The organism is Caenibius sp. WL (genome assembly GCF_019803445.1).
Lineage (GTDB): Bacteria > Pseudomonadota > Alphaproteobacteria > Sphingomonadales > Sphingomonadaceae > Caenibius.
Genome location: NZ_CP081844.1, coordinates 507,846 through 524,188 on the forward strand (window position 1 = coordinate 507,846; position 16,343 = coordinate 524,188).

The following is a 16,343-nucleotide window of genomic DNA, read 5'->3' on the forward strand; positions in this document are numbered from 1 at the left end:
TGTCTAGTGAACGAAGCGCGCCACCACGTCGCGGTAGGAACGGCTGACTTTCACTTGCGCGCCGCTTTCCAGCACGAGGAAGCATTCGCCATTGGTGTGCGGCTTCACCTGGCGCACTTGGTCGAGATTGACGATGGTGGAGCGATGCACGCGCTGGAATACGCGCGGATCAAGCCGCCGTTCGAGATCCTTCATCGTTTCGCGCAGGATCAGCGAATTGTCGCCGGTGTAGATGCACATGTAATCGCCCGCGGCTTCGATATGTTCGATTGAATCGACATCGACGCGGAAGATCTGGCCGCGATCCTTCACGTTGATCAGCTTTTCGTAGCGATTGGTGGAATCGTCCTGTTCCGGCATGTTTTCCACCGCATCGGGGGCGACTTCGGAAAGGACGTTCTTGAGCTTTTCGGCTTCTTCGGCGGATTTCTTTTCGGCCATGCGCTGGCGCACCCGCTCGATGGTGTCGGCTAGCTTGTCGACGTCGACAGGCTTCATCAGATAATTCACCGCATTGGCTTCGAACGCGCGGATCGCATGTTCCTGATAGGCGGTGACGAAGACGAACAGCGGCGGTTCGATTTCCATCACGCCCTTGACGACGGAGAAACCGTCGAAGCCGGGCATCTGGATATCGAGGAAAACGAGATCGGGCTTTTCCGTCTTGATCTTGCGGATCGCCTCGCGCCCGTTGGAGCAGGTGTCGATCACCTCGACATCGGGGAAAGCTTCAAGGCGCAGTTGCAGTCCTTGGATGGCGAGCTTTTCGTCATCGACAAGTATGGTTCGGATAGTCATGCGGGGGTTCCGAGCGAGCGTTTGTCGGGGATGGCTGTGACCGGCGCATCTGCCACAGGCACGCGGGCCTGTGGGGTTTCCGCCTTCTTGGCAGGCTCGTAAGGGATTTCGATAATAACGGTGAAACCTCCCTCAGGCGGATTGCGAATCTCGAAGCGATGTTCGTCGCCATATGCCTGGCCAAGCCGATCCCGAATGTTGGACAAACCCACGCCGGTGGAGGTGTGCTCACCGGCGCCGGTAACGACACCCGGATAGGTCGGCCTTAGTTCGGCGTTTTGCAATCCCGGCCCGGTGTCGGAGACGGTAATGCGAAGCCTTTGGCCGACGAGTTGTGCGGTCAGCGTGATTCTGGCCCCTTCCTCCTGCGGGGAAACGGCATATTTGATCGCGTTTTCGACCAGCGGTTGCAGCAGTAACGAAGGCAGCAGCGCATCGCCCGCTTCCGGGTCGACGCGGAATTCGGTTCGCAGCCGATCCTCGAACCGCATCCGTTCGATGTCGAGATAGAGCTTCAGCGTCTCGACTTCCTGCTCGATCGAAACCTTGCTGCCCGCTTCGTTGATCAACGTGTGGCGCAGAAACGACGATAGCCGCATCAGCATCGCGTTGGCGGGCTCGGTTTGTTTGAGCAGCACCAGCGTCGAAATCGAATTGAGCGTGTTGAACAGGAAATGCGGATTGAGTTGGTAGCGCAGCATGGCAAGCTGTGCCCCGGTCGCTTCCGCTTCGAGCCGCAGCATGCGGTCAGCCTGTTCCTCGATCTGGACGTAGAAGTTGATCGCGTAATAGAGTGCCGACCATGCGCCCAGCAGCGTCAGGTCGATATAGAACACGCCGAGGAACAACTGGGCGAAACTCGCCTCGCTGTTCACCTGATAGAGGCTGATGACCCAGCCGTTGATGAAGGCCGAAACGCTGACCGCGCCTGCCAGCGCAATACCGGTCAGCCCCCAGGTGACCAGCGGCCGGCGGTGGATGAGTTGGCGATAGATCACCGAAAGGACGAGGCTGAGCGAAAAGCCCGTGATCGTGGCGATCACCACCAGCAGCAGGAACGAGAACGGCTTCTCGTTCGCCACGGTGGTCATGCCGCGCACCACCATGGCCCCGCCCCAGCCCGCGATCTGCAATTGCCAGAAAGCGCGGTTCTTGTTGGCGAAAAAGGGTGTCGGTTTAAGGGACAGCACGGCCATGGCGCACACCTTTAGCGCATCGTGCGAAAAAGTGGGAACCGGTTTTCCGCTCTGGACGATGCGTTCATGGGAAGGTCATGTATCGTACGGGCGCAAAACCCGGGGCGAAAGCAACGCTGCCTCAGCTATCCTTGCCTTTGTCTTTGTCCTCGCCGTGAGCCTTGGCCAGCGCTTCCGCCAGTGCATCGCGCGGGAGCGCGCCGGAAAACGCCTGATCGCCGACCACCCAACTGGGGGTGCCATTGAAACTCAGCCGTTCGGCAATGGTGAGATTGCGCGCCAGTTCGGTTTCCACCGCTTTGGATCCGGCAATCGTCCTGGCGCGGGCCATGTCGAGCCCGGCCTTCTGTGCGGCCGCTTCGATCGTGGTGGGGGACGGCGGGCCCAGTTCGAACATTGCCTTGTGGAAAGCGGGATAGCGACCCTGTTCGGCGGCGGCGAGGCCCATCCGTGCGGCGGCGGCGCTCTGTTCCGAAAGGATCGGCATTTCGCGGATCACCACTTTGAGCTGTGGGTCCTGCGCGATCAGTGCGTCGACTTCGGCCACACTATGACGGCAATATGTGCACGCGAAATCGGTAAACTCAACTAGGATTTTTGAACCATTTGGGTTTCCTAGAACTGCGCCGGGGAAAGGAGTGGTGACCTGGGCCTTGATCGGCGCAAGCCGGTTGGCGACTTCGCGTGCTTGCAGGCGGTCCATCGCTTCGGGCAGGATTTCGGGATGTTCCAGCAGGTATTCGCGCACCGCAGCGTCGGTTGCGGGGCGGGTGAGCCCGGTCCACGACGCGGCATAACCGCCGAGCAGCCCCAGCAACACCACGCCCACCGCATAGAGGACGATCCGGGCCGCGCCCGCCTTCGATTGTTCAGCCATTACGCTTGGACTTACCCTTTTTCTTCTTGTCTTCAAGCGCGGCGCGCGCCTGCATCGTGATATCCTGCGCTCTCAGCCAGTCGGCCGAATGTTCGGGCAGCTCGACGAGAGCGGCCTGCGCATTCTGGAGCGCTTCGGGATAGCGTTGGTCGAGCACCTGCTGTTCCGCACTGGCCAGTTGGGCGCGGGGGGTGTCGCCCTGCGCTGCGTAGGCCACCCCCAGTTGATACCACGCAAAGCGGTTCTGGCGGTCGCGGGCGACAGCGGCCCTGAGCACGGTGATCGCTTCGGGATAGTTCGCGGGATCTTCCGTGGCGATCAGCGCGTGGCCGAAAATAGTGGCGATCAGCGGGTTGTTGCCCGTCAGCCTGTTGGCATCGCGCAAAGCGGGAATGGCCTGGGTCGGCTTGCCCGATTCCAGCAGGATCTGCCCCTGCAGTTCGAGGAAATAGGGATTTTTCGGTTCGACCGAGAGAAGGGCGGCCGTTTCCGCCAGCGCTTTCGTGACCAGCGCATCCTTGTGATAGGCGTAGGCGCGGGCATAGTGCGCCGGAATGCTGTTGTCGGTCGGCGGGTAGGTGGCCAGCGTCCGGGCGGGATCGGCCAGATAGCCGTAGAGCTTCGCCCGCACGCGAAGGAAGCGTTCCTGCAAGCCCGGATCGGGCTTGTTGTCCCAAGCGGGGTCTTTCTCGTAGATGTCGCGCAAGTTGGCGATGCGATCTCCGGTCAGGGGGTGCGTGCGACCGAACGATGCCTCATCGCTCTGGCTATAGCCGTAGCGAAATTCCTGATTCTGCAATTTCTTGAAGAAATCGATCGAACCGCGCCCGGAAATGCCGGCTTTCGACAGGAACTGCGCCCCGGCCGCATCGGCGGAGGATTCCTGCGCCCGGGTGAAAGCGAGGAACTTGCCCATGGCGGCCTGCTGGCCCGCGGCGAGAACGCCCATCGCGGCATCGGGTGCGCCTGCCGCCGCCGCTGCGACACCCAGCAACAGCGACAGGATCGTGATGTTGCTGGCCGCCTTGGCACCTTCGTCGAACCGGATGATATGGCCACCGGTGATGTGGCCCAGTTCGTGCGCGATGACCCCTTGCACTTCATCGACATTGGAGGCGGCGTTGATCAGCCCGCTGTGAATATAGATCGCCTGACCGCCAGCAACGAAAGCGTTGATCGAGGAATCGTTGATCAGGACGATATCGACATTGCCTTTGCCCAGCCCTGCGGCATCGACCAGCGGCTTGCCCATATCCTGAAACAGTGCCTCGGTTTCGGCGTCGCGCAGGATGGATTGCGCCAGAGCATGTTGCGCTGAGAGCACAACAACGACGACAACCGCGAAAATCCGGGTGAGCAGGCGGGCGGGATTGCGCATAACTGGCCCTTGCTAACCGGTTTCGCCCTGAACCGGAACTGAAGATTGCCGGGCTGCGGGATAGATACGGTATCTTGCATCCAGGAGTGCCTGATCTGAAAACAGGAGTGCCTGATCTGAAAATGCCAAATAGGCTGTAAAACGCCATAAAAGAATCCTGATTGGTTTCTTGCGCTCTATCCAGGGAGCAAGGGAGCCAGTCCCGGGTCGGCGGCGACAACGGCCCGCCGCATTGCTACGCGCGCCAAGCGCTCCACTTCGACTTTGCGTCGCGCAGCGGCAAGGCTAAGCGACGGTGCGGGGCGAACGATTTCCGCGTCGTAGCCATCGGCAACAATGATCCCGCAGCTTTCCGGGCGAAATTCGGGATGTTCCAGGCAAGCGCGGTCCAGATGAGGGGACAGGCCCCAGAAGAACCGGTCGCAAAACTCGAGATAGTCAGGCCATTTGGCGTCGCCGAGCAGATCGGCGCGGGCGACCTTTATCTCAACAATCACGATCCGCCCCTTCTCGTCCAGCCCCATCAAATCCGCGCGGCGCCCGTTGCGCAGCGGCATTTCCGGCAGACACCAGATATTGTTGCGCGCGAACAGCCGGCAGATACCCCGCGCCACGCGCCGCGCTTCGCGTTCATCCTCAGGCGCGCCGGATGCGGTTAGAATCGGTTCATCGACCATCGCAAGATGCTAGAGAACATATAGGGAACTCGGTCAAGCTGCAATCACGGTGCGGGCGCACCGAGGCTGCTGCACAGGTGCATTGCATCCCGTTTTGGGCCGGACATAGCTGGCAGAAATCAGCGCTTTTCTCGGAGTTGAAGATGACCTTTGGCGGAACAGAACAATTGCCTGTCAGTGAAAGATCGAAAAGCGCTGGCGCACCATCGCGCTCACTGCTAGTTGCGCTCGCAGGCACCCGTAGCTCAGCTGGATAGAGCGCTGCCCTCCGAAGGCAGAGGTCACAGGTTCGAATCCTGTCGGGTGCGCCAAAAAATCCCTGAAATTACAATGCTTTACAAGATGATTGTCGAGCGATTTTGGCCGATTTCGGGCTGATTTCGGGGTCCACAAAACCTTCACAAAAAGAGCGTTGTCCGCTCAAGCATCTGAAGTTATTCCTCTTTTTGAGGGAGGGCTGCGATGGGCACTTACGAGCAAGATTCAATCGACGTGCGCGGTGATGGAAGAGTAATCCTCTACAAACGGCCAGGATTGAAGAAGCCGAAATGGCAGGCGCGGATTCGCGTGCCAAATGCAGCCGATTATGACGTTAAGAGCACCAAGACCGATGATCTAGAGGAAGCCAAGCGATTCGCCCTGAACCGCTATGAAGAACTCTACATGCATGTGAAGGCGGGCGGCACCCTTAAGACGCCGACTTTCAAGCAGGTCTACGATGCGTGGAAGCTACATGCATCGACAGTGGGGCACACAAGAGCAAACGGATCGTGGCAAGAGACCTTCGACCGGATTGAGTCTTACCCATTGGAGTTTTTCGGGCAGAAACGAATCGATTCCATCAAGGAGGCTGATTTCATTGAATATTGGGCATGGCGTAAGCAGAACTACCGAAAGAAAGCGCCTTCGCTCAGCACCCTCAGCCGGGAGCGCACGGCATTCATGCCCGTATTCAAGTTTGCGCTCGCCAAAGGGTACATTCTCAAAATTCCAGACATGGGCTTGCGACGAGCAAAGAGCGAACGGCGCCCGACCTTTACGGAGACGGAATGCAGCCACTTGCGTTCGTCTGTTCGGGCATGGGTAAAAGAAGGCAAAGGGCTCGCTACGTGGCGTGATCGTTTCATGGCACAACATTTCTTCATAGTGCTGATGACGTCTGGGTTGCGAGTTGGGGAGTTGCGGGGCCTGCGCTGGTGTGACCTAGCGTACGATCACAAGCAGGAAGATGGTTCCACTGCCATATATCTGTCAGCTTATGTCAGAGGGAAGACGGGTGGCCGCCAAGCGGTGTTCTATCCGGGCACCGAAATTTGCTTCCGGCAAATCCGTGAACAGCGCTGCAAGGAGTTGCAATCAGAACATCCTGATGCGGTGAATCCGAAGCCTGCCCAAGAGGAGGTAATTTTCTGCCACCCGAATGGCCAGCCGATTCAGAATTTTAAAAACTCGTTTTCGGCCCTGATGAAATTCGCCGGTATCCCTATAGAGCGGGATGGCAAGCGGCGATCAATCTATTCCTTCCGGCATTACTACGCGACGAGACAGCTTTCGAAAGAGGTGAGCCCGTTTCTGCTCGCACGGCAGATGGGCACATCCGTTGAAATGCTGGAGGAACATTACGGGCAGGTGGTGACGCGGGAACTCGCAGCGCAAATCACAAAAGCGCAGCCATCCATGTACCTGTCAGGTGAGGAAATAGAGAATTTGTTTGGGAAGCTGTAGGAACCTAGCTCCGCAGGCTTGCGGGGATTTAAGAGAGAAGCTTGTATTTTCCCGTTGTGCACCCCATATCTATATATCGCCTGTTACCCTGCACATAATGGCGACTGAGAGACCATAGTGCTCCCGCAGTAAGGAGAGCCATCATGGACCTCAATCAATTGCTCTATCATCATCAAGTTGCGCTTATTCGTGCGGTGCAAGCCCGTTCCCTTGGCGCCCCGAAAAGCCGTTTCGACTTGGTTGCACATTATGCCAGGAATATCCGGGCATACCGCAGGAAACATGGGTTGACCCAGTACTAGCCTGAACATTGTTTTTCAGGTTCAGGCGGTTTCCTCAAGACATGGAGAGGATCATGGCCGAGGCCGCATCCAATCACCCCCAGAATGAAAAGCCGCATTATACGAGCCAGGAACGGCAAACGCTTGCGCTGGAAATGATCGCGGATGAGTTGCTGCTGATTTGCGGTCAGCTTGAGATAATCGCAGCTCGTGGAGCCAAAGTACGTAGTAGGGCCAGTGAACCGCCCCTAAACGATGCGAGCGAAGTGCCGCACGAGAGCGAAAACGGCATTATCCGAGGCGCCATCGAGACTTTTTCAGTCGGTCCTTATCGTTATACCAATTTGGAAGATGCGAGGGCGCAATTACGACGCTCGCATAGGTCTACTCAACGAGAAATACAGCATCTCCTGAACCGCAAGCTCGGTTAATTATTGCTCGGCCACTAGCAGGACAAGACCAATCCGACTCATCACACAAAGAGGTGATGTACGCCTCCTTGATGCTAGATTCCGTCTTTGAGCGCGGTGCTCGCTCTCACAGCCGATGGATCAATTCCTGACGCGTTGGTTCGGAATAACGGTCAACGAGCTGATCGGTGCGTGGGCGCATCAGTACGGTGATCCCCACGTTAGACTAGAACGCCACTTAGCATCGGGATCATGCATAGACCGCGCGCCAAATACTCGGTCGCCGCTGTCCCTCAGGTCGTATCAAGCCATCTGGGAAGCCTTCTCTTCAATGCGCGCCAAACTTACGGCAAAGCCACAGCGTTGTCCGGTATCAATATTAAATTCTTGGTATCGGCTAAAGAGCCCCCCGAGATGTTCGTCAATTTCGGCCTGAGTATAATCAAGGGTGTGCGAGCAAGTGTAGCCAGCAGCAGCGCTACGTTCGAGTGCTGCCTCACCATCACTAACTCCAAAAAATACACTCATAATGCCTTCACTCCGAGTGGCTAGAAACCACGATATCACACTGTCCGTTTCCCGCCCGGGCATAGGTGCGCATAGCTCTATGCCCGCATCCCATGCGATAGCGACATGAATACCGAACGGTTCACCCGTCCAGTTGGCATCCAGAAAAGTCGCACCGAGTAATTCCTCGTATAGTTTCTTGCTCCGCTCAAGATCATGCACCGCAATCATGATCCTGTTAACGCCTTTCAATCCCATATTAAGACCCTCCCGTGTTTATTCAGATTATTTTGGCGAGCTACGCAGCAGAGCGCAATATGCCTTCAATGTATCTCATCCGAGGATCCCACCGACGGAATGAGCTATCGCACTACGGCCTAAGTGCTCTTATCCAGCATCTACACCCCGTCTGGTCAGGCAGCTATGTTGGCGATAGCGGTAATCACAAGGAAGCAATCGGTTAGAGAATCCGGCTGTCATAAGCCCATTGGAGGAGAGCTTGCCGTTGCCTCGGGCGGCAAAAAGGATCTCCCGGATTGCAATGTTTTACGATTTGTGCGGCATGACGTTTGAAAGCTTTCCAGCGCGCGATCTGACGAGCATCCTCTTGTGGCAGCCTGCGTCCCGAATAGTATCGACAGTACCATTGAAACCATCCGCGCGGGTCTTCTGGGTATATCCAGCCCTTGTCGATCCAAACACGGAGGGGAACGCTCGCGCGCACCCCAAAGTAGTTCAATGAACAATCAGGACGATCAGGGGCCAGCTTCGCACCCTCAAACCAATCTGCTGGGAACTCAGCTCTGCAGTCGGTCATGTATTTACCGCAAAAAACTCCCAGACTCAGCATTTCGGCAGGCGTGAGCTCCGGAAGAAATGTGGGATCGAAAGCCTGTCCGATGGCCACAGAACGGGTATAACGATAGCCCCGCTGCATTCGGTCATTCACGACTATTTCGACTGTCTGGTGCATGCCGCAACTCTAATGCCTCACGAACTGAGCGCAAAGGGCGGGCTTGCGCCTACCTGGACAGGTCCCCGGCTCACACAGGTCAGGCTTCCTGGCCCTCATGAATGACTGGCTCAGGATGCGCAGGCTGCAACCGAAGTGTCAGCTTTGTTGGCGTGTCCGGTCAGGCGGGTTTAAGGTCGAAAGCCTCAGATAGCTGCCATAAAAACGGGCCACCTGCTGCACGACTGCAGCCGCCAACATAGCGATCGTTCCGGGCCCTCAACACGTTCCCTGAAACCAGCCGTACATTCATCCCGCCATGGAACCTGACGGACGGCAGCTTTCGATGTGATCATGAAGTAGCCTGAATGGCTGAGATGTTGGGGGAAGCGGACATTGCGCGCAAGGGGAGTTGGACATCTTAAGACCAATGCGGAGCCGCATCTCACGTTCGAATCCGCTCTGCTCCTTTCGCAACGCGCTGACAGCTCCGTCTGACAGCTTCCACTCGTGGCATTGTGTTCAAATGCCACGAGTGGGATGTTCGATCGTCAAAATGTAGTCGAGAGCTCAATGCCATATGTGCGGCCGCGATCGTAAATTGCTGCGAGCCCAGTAACTGGCGCCCCGAACGAATAATATTCTTTGTTCAGCAGATTTTGGCCATAAGCGGATATACTCACGTCCATACCCGCAAGCGGGATTTTGGAGAGCCCGACGCGTCCATCAATCAGCCAGTAAGGTTTGGTTGTGGCCCGCTCTTCCATGATCGGATTGGCAATCGGGGTTGCGACAAGTTTGGAGCTCGAACGCCAACGGGCATCGATTTTGGCGAACGGGCGGCTGCCGTTTGCGAACTCGGGCGCCTCGTATTGCATAGATGCACGAGCAGTCCATTTCGAAAAATACGCGGGTCGAGCCGTTGCGGCAACGTCCACACCATTGAGCACGAATTTCTTGTAGTTGAAGTCCGAGTAACCAAGGCTGCCACTCAAGGTCAGCCCCTTGGTTGGCATGGCATCGATTTCAGCCTCGAAACCGGAAATGTTAGCCTTGCCTGCATTGTTGAACGAGACGACACCATTCACAAAATTAGATGTTTGTAAATCTTTGTATTTCATATGGAAAATGGCGATATTTGCCCGAAATCGATTATTGAAAAGCTGGGTTTTCAAACCACCTTCGAACGCAAGCAGGCTTTCAGGGCCATAAGGAATCGCGTTCATAATCCCGCCGGATACATAACCGGTGGAAACCTTGCCGTATGCCATGATTCCCGCTGTCGGGCGCCATGTGCCGATTACGGTATAATTGAGCTTCTTGTATTTCGATTTGTAACTGCCGGGTTTGAGAACCCCACCTTGCAGACCAGAAACTTCATATAGGTTCGTACGCCGATGGTCGATCGTATAACGTAACCCTCCGGTCAGGTCGAAGGTATCTGTAACATGATATGTTAGCTGTCCGTAAGCTGCCAAGGACGCGTTGATCGTGGTTGAGCGGGTGGTTCCGCTGCCGAAGCGTGCGTCGAGCTGACCAGGGATGACCATGCCGTTTGTAACGGGCTGAAAAACACCAGCTATCCCAGTTTCAGGGGCTCGCTCATGAAAATAGAAACCGCCCATTACCAGATCATAGTCATTGTTGGTGACCTGTAGCTGGAGCTCTTGCGAGAATTGCCGCTGCTTACTTTTTCTGGCCGTAAGCAGCGAAAACAAGCTGTCATTGAGGCCGACCGGCGCTTGAGGAATGCCTGCGAGATTACCCGAAAGGAGCATCCCCAATTGTGCAGCGGAGAAGCGAATACCTCCGGTTGCCGCCATGTCGTATATGTAGGGGTGCTGCTGCATTTTCCGGAAGGCGGTGATGCTTTTGAGCTTCACGTCATCGCTGATAGCCCAGGTTGCCGTTAGGCTATGCCCTTGAACTTCTACACGTTCCGTGCTCGACGCATTGGCAACAGCGTTTAACCGACGCACACTGAGATTGGTGATGCCTCCAGTGATCGGTTGAAAGCCAAGGATTCCACTGTGAATTGTACCTGCGGTGCCCGGCAGCGTTCCAAGAAGCTGGGAAGCCCTGCCAACGGAGCGCAAGTCGGTATAGTCAAAGCGGTAGTCGAATGTGAGGCCGTCATCGGGAGAAAACCTAGCGGCGAATTGAGCAGCATCGGTGTTCCGTCCGCCAAACTTATCGCCAAAGCGCAGAGTTCCGAATGACGATGAGCGCCGTGAGAGGTCGATACTTCGGCCCGCTAACAGATTTTTGGTATCGCCATCAATTTCATCATGAAGATAAGCAAGCTTGAAGCTGAGCGGTCCCAGTGACGGAAGGTTAAGTACAGTTCGGATGCGTAAGGCGTTATCGTTGCCATAGGAAAGGCTCTGCTTAACGCCAAATTCACCGGTGGGCGGTGCCGTAATGAGGCTGACCGCCCCGGCGGTTGCATTCCTGCCGAATAGCGTTCCTTGCGGCCCACGCAGAACTTCAACACGCTCGATGTCGGCCAGATCGAACACAGCCCCAACAGTGCGCCCTACATAGACCCCATCAAGGTACAGCCCGACTTTGGGATCGACTGCGTTGTTGGCCGTGCCCGAAGAAATACCGCGAATATTGATTGTAGGCGTGGATTGCAAACCTTGTGTCGTCACCTGAAAATTGGGAGCATAGCCAGAAAGATTGCGAACATTGGCCACACGAGCGCTACCAAGTTCGTCGGCATTGAATGCGGTTACGGCCACCGGCACGTGTTGTAGGCTTTCTTCCCGTCGTTGAGCGGTCACCACAATTTCGTTCAGACCACCTTGTTGATCAGAGGAAGGCGCATGTGTTGCATCCTGGGCGTAGGTCGGAGTCACGCAAATTGCTAAAAGCCCCATACAATAAATAATATGTTTCAAGACATTCCCCATTCGTTAGTTTTTATTTTAAGATCTACCGCCATTGCTCATCAAGGAACCGCTCGATTTCGGTGCCGACTTCACGATCCTCCGGTGCCAGAGCTGTAGGAGGACCAAACGATCCGTGGGACATGCCTTCCCAAATGTTGAGTTCGGCTTCCACGCCTGCGCGGCGTAATGCACGATGCATTGCGATGCTGTCAGACAGCAAAATCTCGCGCCCGCCGGCCTTCAAAAATGTGCGCGGGAAGCCTTTGCTGAAATCAGCAAACACAGGTGACAGGTATGGCGAACGGAGATCGGCACCTGCCGCATAAAGATCGATCAGGGACGAGATACTGCTGCCCAGGGCCAAATCGAGCCCATCATTGACAGTGTGGCTGTCTCCTGAACGGGTAAGGTCAAAGGCAGAGGAGAGAAATACCGCCATTGCTGGCATGGGAAGCCCGGCGTCCCGAGCCTTGAGCACCATTGATGCGGCTATATTTCCGCCTGCTGACTCCCCTTGAACCGCAATATTTTGCGGTGCATTTGTTTTGAGCAGCGCTCGGTAGACCGCAAGACTGTCATCGACTGCGGTCGGGTACGGAAAATCGGGTGGAACCCGATAGTTGACCGAATAGACAGTGCATCCGCAGCGCGTTGCAATCTGGCCCGCCATGACTTCCGCATAATTGCCGTCGGCCAGCATTGCAAAACCACCACCATGGATGTGCAGGATAATGCGATTTTTGCGATTCTTCCGGGGGTGATTGGGAGTTCCGACGTAAACAGGAACCCCCGCGATCGATTGCTTCTCTATGCGCGCTGCTATCTGCGTGCGCATACCCTGCAACATAGGTGCATATGCAGCATCAGATGCGGCGATAGCGCGTTTCCAAGCCTCTTTGTCTTGGATGGATGTCGGGAGACTCGATTGCACCGGGCGGTTTGCGAGAATAGCTGCGCCGCGCGCAACGCCGCTTTGTGCCTCGGGACTGGTGAGCTTTGGCGCCGGAATTGATCGTGCGCGAAGTTCGATCGTTCCGTCTGACGCAGACAAGGGCTGAACAGCGATCAGTCCACAGCAGAATACAATTTTATGTAAGCGCTTATAAAAACGCATTTTAGCTCTCTCCCATGTCCACTTGGATCTTATGCCAACCAGTTTTGGTCCGCGGCATTTAATTAATAGACCGGTCGGACGGTAAATTAACAATTGGTATGCGTCAAGCGTAGGCGTTTGCAAATGCAACATATGTTGCCGATGCTGGTTTGGATCGGGCATCGGGTCACTTGCGCAGTCGCTTGACCATCGGCTAGAGCGCATTGCTGGAAGACGGAGGCTTTTTTGGCTAGGCCACAAGCTGCTGACTATGACGACAGGCGCGAAGCAATCTTGCGCAAAGCTGCGCAAATGTATGCGTCTGCCGGGTTTCTGGGAACGTCGATTGCGGACCTCGCTGCCGCATGTGACACATCCAAGGCTTTGATATATCATTATTTTTCATCGAAAGATGAAATATTGTATGAAATCATGGACAGCCACATCAGTGCGCTTCTGCATATTGTCGATAATATCGAAAGCCGATCGAACGATCGACCTGAGCAGCAGTTGGAGGAGCTGACACGCAGGTTCGTGGAATTGTACGTGGATGCTTCGGCATATCACAAAGTGCTTGCAAGTGACCTAGACAAGCTTTCTATTGAGCGTCGTTCCTTGATAATCACCGGCGAGCGAACCTTGATTGCCACGGTTGAAACCATGGTTCGTACATTGTCGCCAGTGCTCGACGCCAAGCCTGGACAGGTCCGGGCGGCAACTATGCTCTATTTTGGAATGATCAACTGGATGCATACGTGGTTCAGGGCGGACGGTCCGTTGGACAGTCAGGATGTGGTCAACCTTGTTATGCAGATCTTTTTGCAGGGGTTGCCAAAGTAAATCTGAACAATGCTGTCAGAAGGATGCATACGCAGGGCCGTGATGATAGCATTGTGCGATGGGCAAACTGCATAATCCATTCCGATATTTCCGTTTTTCACCAGAGATCATCCGCTTCATGGCAGTGATGTACGTGTGGTTTCCACTGTCGCTGCAGGGCATGGAAGATTTGCGACCTAATGCTGGTCGGCGGAAGTTGTTCGTAGTTACAGTTCCGTTCGGTGAGGATGGCGGAGAGGATCGGTGCTACGCTCACTCGCTGTCTGTTCATTAGAATGTGACACCATCATCGATGAGGTAATCTTCGCCGTCCGTTTGGGTTACAAGAATAGCAGGTTAATGTTCACAAAACATTCACATAAGAATTTTCTGTTTATTATATCCCTGTAAAACATATAGAAAAAATATCACGCTTTGCCCTCAGAGGGGCAGGGGTCACAGGTTCGAATCCTGTCGGGCGCGCCATCTCCACCAAATGAGAAAGCCGGCGGTGTGGTTTCGGCTGCACCCTATACGCGTTTTGTGTGAGCGCTGTTTTGGATGTGAAGGGTGGGTAAGCGATTGAAACCGTTCTGGTCCTTATTCACAGTGTCCCTTGATGGTGAGGCAGAATTTTCGCTGCGCTTCTCAAAGAAAGCTGTTTTGGTCCATTTGCCTATGCGGACCACCGCCGATCGCCGAATATTCTTGTCGGTTGAGGTGAGGGGAAGCCTATCTTGCTGTAATCAAATATATTTGCCTGAGGCATTTTGAATTTCCCTACCCGTCCCAATCTTTGTCGGCCATCCGGGCCATGCGGCGCGGGTTTTGCGATACGCAAAACGGAAAATCCGATGATCGCTGCTCTTGGCGGTCGATATCATAAGCCGGTGCGTGGTGGGCCGGTTGCTGCCAGATTGGCTCTATCTTCCCGTGCAATGCCTCAGCGCCTGCCTACGATCCCTGATGATACTGCGTAATGAGCGCAGCCAAGGGGATCGTGAGGGCGGAGTGACCAGACAAACCGGAGAGCGGAGCGCGATGGGACGCACGGCCCGGCAGATCGTGCGCGAACGGCCCTCGCTTCTTTTCCTGGGCTGCCTCTTGCTTCACGCCGTCCTGCCCGGTGAAGTGCGGGCGCAGGATATAGGCCCGGCCCCGACAATCGACCGCGATCGGATTGACCGGCAAGAACCTGGTTTGCCCCGTCCCGCGCGTCCGGTGGAAACGCCGCAGCCCGCCGTAACCGTTACCCCCGGGGCCGAGGCGCAGGCCGCCACGGCCATACAAACCAGGTTGACGCGCGTGCATTATGATGGCGCGACGCTGCCCGTTGTTATGCTCGACGCTGCGACCGCACCTTTTCTCGGTCAGCCGTTGACGCGCGAAACGTTGCAGAGCGTCGCCAACGCTGTCAGCGCAACCTATGCGAAAAGCGATATCGCTTTTTACTCGGTGGCGATCCTGCCGCAGGTGCCCAGCGGGGGCGCGTTGCGCGTCAGCATCGTGGAGGGGCGGATCAGCGAATACACGCTGGTCAATAAGAGCCCGAGCATGCCGGACCGGTTGATCGATGCCCAGGTGCGCCGCCTGATGCGCGACAAACCAGTGCACAAGAGCACGCTCGAACGCACATTGTCGTTGCTGCGCGATATTCCGGGGCAGACGGTAGAGGCCGGGTTGAAGCGGACCGCTCGCCCCGATGAACTGGCGCTCGATCTGAACGTGAAGCGCAAGCAAGTCGAAATAACGCTCAACATCAACAACAACGGTGTGACCAATGTCACGCGCGGGGTGCAGGCGCAACTCGGCGTGACTGTGAACGGGTTGCTGCGCGAAGGCGACAGCACGCGCCTGTCCGCCTATCTGCCCTTCACGCCAAGCCGCTATCAGTTCTATTCGGCGGGCCACAGTACGCCGCTCGACTCCAACGGGACACAGTTGAGCATCAACGGGGCCTATGTCCGCACGCAGACGCGCGATGGGATCAAGGGGGATGCCCGTCAGATCGGTGTCGCGATCACGCATCCGTTGATCCGTTCCTATCGCCGCAATCTGATGCTGAGCCTGTCGCTCGACGGGACGAACAGCGAAAATTACTATCTCGATACGGCTTTCGGCGGTTTCCGCACGCGGGCGCTGCGTGCCGGGGGTTCGTGGTCTTCGATCGATAAGACCGGCGGCTATGCTGTTTCGGCGGTGATCAGCCAAGGGCTGGACGCGCTGGGCGCGCGTGAGATTCCCGGATTTTCGGAGGCTGGATTCAGAAAAGTCAACCTTCAGTTGACAGCGGTTAAAGAACTGGGAAAGAAATTCTCTGTAAAAGCGACAAGTCGTGCACAGTATTCACGCGATATGCTACCTACTACCGAAAGATTTTCTCTTGGTGGCGAGGGGGCGGGCCTTGCGTTTAACCTGGGGACGATCACGGCCGAAAGCGCGCTTGCCGGCGGTGTCGAGTTGTCGTGGCAAATGCTTGGAGCGCGAAGCGGCTCTCGTGGGCTGGCGCTCTTCGCTTATGCTGATGGGGCCGTGGCGCATGCGGTGGCCCGTGAACGATACCGCCTGAAGGCCGAGGATTTCTCTCTCGCTTCGGCAGGTGCCGGTGTCAGGATTTCGCCGCTCAAGGGCTGGACGGCCAGCGCGCAGGTCGCGGTGCCGGTCAAGCGCCCGCTCGACAGCTATAGCGAAAAGGCGCGGTTCTTCTTCAGCATCAGCAAGGTCGGATGATGGTGC

13 protein-coding genes and 1 tRNA gene are annotated in these 16,343 nt (G+C 56.2%); 5 read left to right on the plus strand and 9 right to left on the minus strand.

The window, feature by feature from the left end; translation table 11 throughout:
* Positions 1-3: 3 nt before the first annotated feature.
* The 5 genes from K5X80_RS02575 to K5X80_RS02595 all read right to left on the minus strand — a co-directional run bounded on the left by K5X80_RS02575 (position 4) and on the right by K5X80_RS02595 (position 4,926).
* Complete coding sequence (locus K5X80_RS02575; protein ID WP_222559298.1) at positions 4-798, minus strand: LytR/AlgR family response regulator transcription factor; 795 nt, start codon at positions 796-798, stop codon at positions 4-6.
* A complete protein-coding gene (locus tag K5X80_RS02580; RefSeq protein ID WP_222559299.1) occupies positions 795-1,994 on the minus strand; it encodes a sensor histidine kinase in 1,200 nt (399 codons plus the stop codon). The genes K5X80_RS02575 and K5X80_RS02580 overlap by 4 nt, the downstream gene beginning before the upstream one ends.
* Before the next feature lie 121 nt (positions 1,995-2,115).
* On the minus strand, positions 2,116-2,871 hold the full coding sequence (locus K5X80_RS02585; protein WP_222559300.1) for a DsbA family protein: 756 nt from the start codon (positions 2,869-2,871) through the stop codon (positions 2,116-2,118).
* Positions 2,864-4,249 (minus strand): M48 family metalloprotease, encoded by a 1,386-nt coding sequence (locus K5X80_RS02590; protein WP_222559301.1) that lies wholly within the window; start codon positions 4,247-4,249, stop codon positions 2,864-2,866. Before K5X80_RS02590 ends, K5X80_RS02585 begins: the two co-directional genes overlap by 8 nt.
* A 176-nt stretch (positions 4,250-4,425) precedes the next feature.
* Positions 4,426-4,926 (minus strand): MmcB family DNA repair protein, encoded by a 501-nt coding sequence (locus K5X80_RS02595; protein WP_222559302.1) that lies wholly within the window; start codon positions 4,924-4,926, stop codon positions 4,426-4,428.
* 234 nt (positions 4,927-5,160) lie between these two features.
* Here K5X80_RS02595 and K5X80_RS02600 point away from each other — a divergent pair.
* The 3 genes from K5X80_RS02600 (at position 5,161) to K5X80_RS02610 (ending at position 7,363) form a co-directional block, all read left to right on the plus strand.
* A tRNA-Arg gene (locus K5X80_RS02600) sits at positions 5,161-5,237 on the plus strand.
* A 151-nt stretch (positions 5,238-5,388) separates the two neighbouring features.
* Positions 5,389-6,651, plus strand: coding sequence for a tyrosine-type recombinase/integrase (locus tag K5X80_RS02605; protein WP_222559303.1), 1,263 nt, complete (start codon positions 5,389-5,391; stop codon positions 6,649-6,651).
* Positions 6,652-7,006: 355 nt separating this feature from the next.
* Positions 7,007-7,363 carry a hypothetical protein gene (locus K5X80_RS02610; RefSeq protein WP_222559304.1) on the plus strand — a complete coding sequence of 119 codons (357 nt, stop codon included), beginning with the start codon at positions 7,007-7,009 and terminating at the stop codon, positions 7,361-7,363.
* Positions 7,364-7,645: 282 nt separating this feature from the next.
* Here the strand turns inward: K5X80_RS02610 and K5X80_RS02615 are convergent, their stop codons facing one another.
* The 4 genes from K5X80_RS02615 to K5X80_RS02630 form a co-directional block, all read right to left on the minus strand.
* Positions 7,646-8,107: a VOC family protein gene (locus K5X80_RS02615; RefSeq protein WP_222559305.1), complete on the minus strand. Its 462-nt coding sequence runs from the start codon at positions 8,105-8,107 to the stop codon at positions 7,646-7,648.
* A 202-nt stretch (positions 8,108-8,309) separates the two neighbouring features.
* Positions 8,310-8,786, minus strand: coding sequence for a hypothetical protein (locus K5X80_RS02620; RefSeq protein ID WP_261390603.1), 477 nt, complete (start codon positions 8,784-8,786; stop codon positions 8,310-8,312).
* Positions 8,787-9,352: 566 nt separating this feature from the next.
* Positions 9,353-11,704, minus strand: a complete 2,352-nt coding sequence (locus K5X80_RS02625) for a TonB-dependent receptor (RefSeq protein WP_222559307.1) — start codon at positions 11,702-11,704, stop codon at positions 9,353-9,355.
* Positions 11,705-11,738: 34 nt separating this feature from the next.
* Positions 11,739-12,809, minus strand: a complete 1,071-nt coding sequence (locus K5X80_RS02630; protein ID WP_222559308.1) for an alpha/beta hydrolase — start codon at positions 12,807-12,809, stop codon at positions 11,739-11,741.
* Positions 12,810-13,034: 225 nt separating this feature from the next.
* Between K5X80_RS02630 and K5X80_RS02635 the strand changes: the two genes are divergently transcribed.
* Both K5X80_RS02635 and K5X80_RS02640 read left to right on the plus strand, forming a co-directional pair.
* Entirely contained in the window at positions 13,035-13,628 is a 594-nt protein-coding gene (locus K5X80_RS02635; RefSeq protein WP_222559309.1) for a TetR/AcrR family transcriptional regulator, read from the plus strand.
* Positions 13,629-14,648: 1,020 nt separating this feature from the next.
* Complete coding sequence (locus K5X80_RS02640) at positions 14,649-16,337, plus strand: ShlB/FhaC/HecB family hemolysin secretion/activation protein (RefSeq protein ID WP_222559310.1); 1,689 nt, start codon at positions 14,649-14,651, stop codon at positions 16,335-16,337.
* Positions 16,338-16,343 lie beyond the last annotated feature (6 nt).

Bases quoted from the DNA above. Each gene is read 5' to 3' on its own strand.
- K5X80_RS02585 (WP_222559300.1), bottom strand. From the start codon at position 2,871: ATGGCTGAACAATCGAAGGCGGGCGCGGCCCGGATCGTCCTCTATGCG.
- K5X80_RS02615 (WP_222559305.1), bottom strand. From the start codon at position 8,107: ATGGGATTGAAAGGCGTTAACAGGATCATGATTGCGGTGCATGATCTT.
- K5X80_RS02575 (WP_222559298.1), bottom strand. From the start codon at position 798: ATGACTATCCGAACCATACTTGTCGATGACGAAAAGCTCGCCATCCAA.
- K5X80_RS02630 (WP_222559308.1), bottom strand. From the start codon at position 12,809: ATGCGTTTTTATAAGCGCTTACATAAAATTGTATTCTGCTGTGGACTG.
- K5X80_RS02590 (WP_222559301.1), bottom strand. From the start codon at position 4,249: ATGCGCAATCCCGCCCGCCTGCTCACCCGGATTTTCGCGGTTGTCGTC.
- K5X80_RS02610 (WP_222559304.1), top strand. From the start codon at position 7,007: ATGGCCGAGGCCGCATCCAATCACCCCCAGAATGAAAAGCCGCATTAT.
- K5X80_RS02595 (WP_222559302.1), bottom strand. From the start codon at position 4,926: ATGGTCGATGAACCGATTCTAACCGCATCCGGCGCGCCTGAGGATGAA.
- K5X80_RS02580 (WP_222559299.1), bottom strand. From the start codon at position 1,994: ATGGCCGTGCTGTCCCTTAAACCGACACCCTTTTTCGCCAACAAGAAC.
- K5X80_RS02640 (WP_222559310.1), top strand. From the start codon at position 14,649: ATGGGACGCACGGCCCGGCAGATCGTGCGCGAACGGCCCTCGCTTCTT.
- K5X80_RS02620 (WP_261390603.1), bottom strand. From the start codon at position 8,786: ATGCAGCGGGGCTATCGTTATACCCGTTCTGTGGCCATCGGACAGGCT.
- K5X80_RS02605 (WP_222559303.1), top strand. From the start codon at position 5,389: ATGGGCACTTACGAGCAAGATTCAATCGACGTGCGCGGTGATGGAAGA.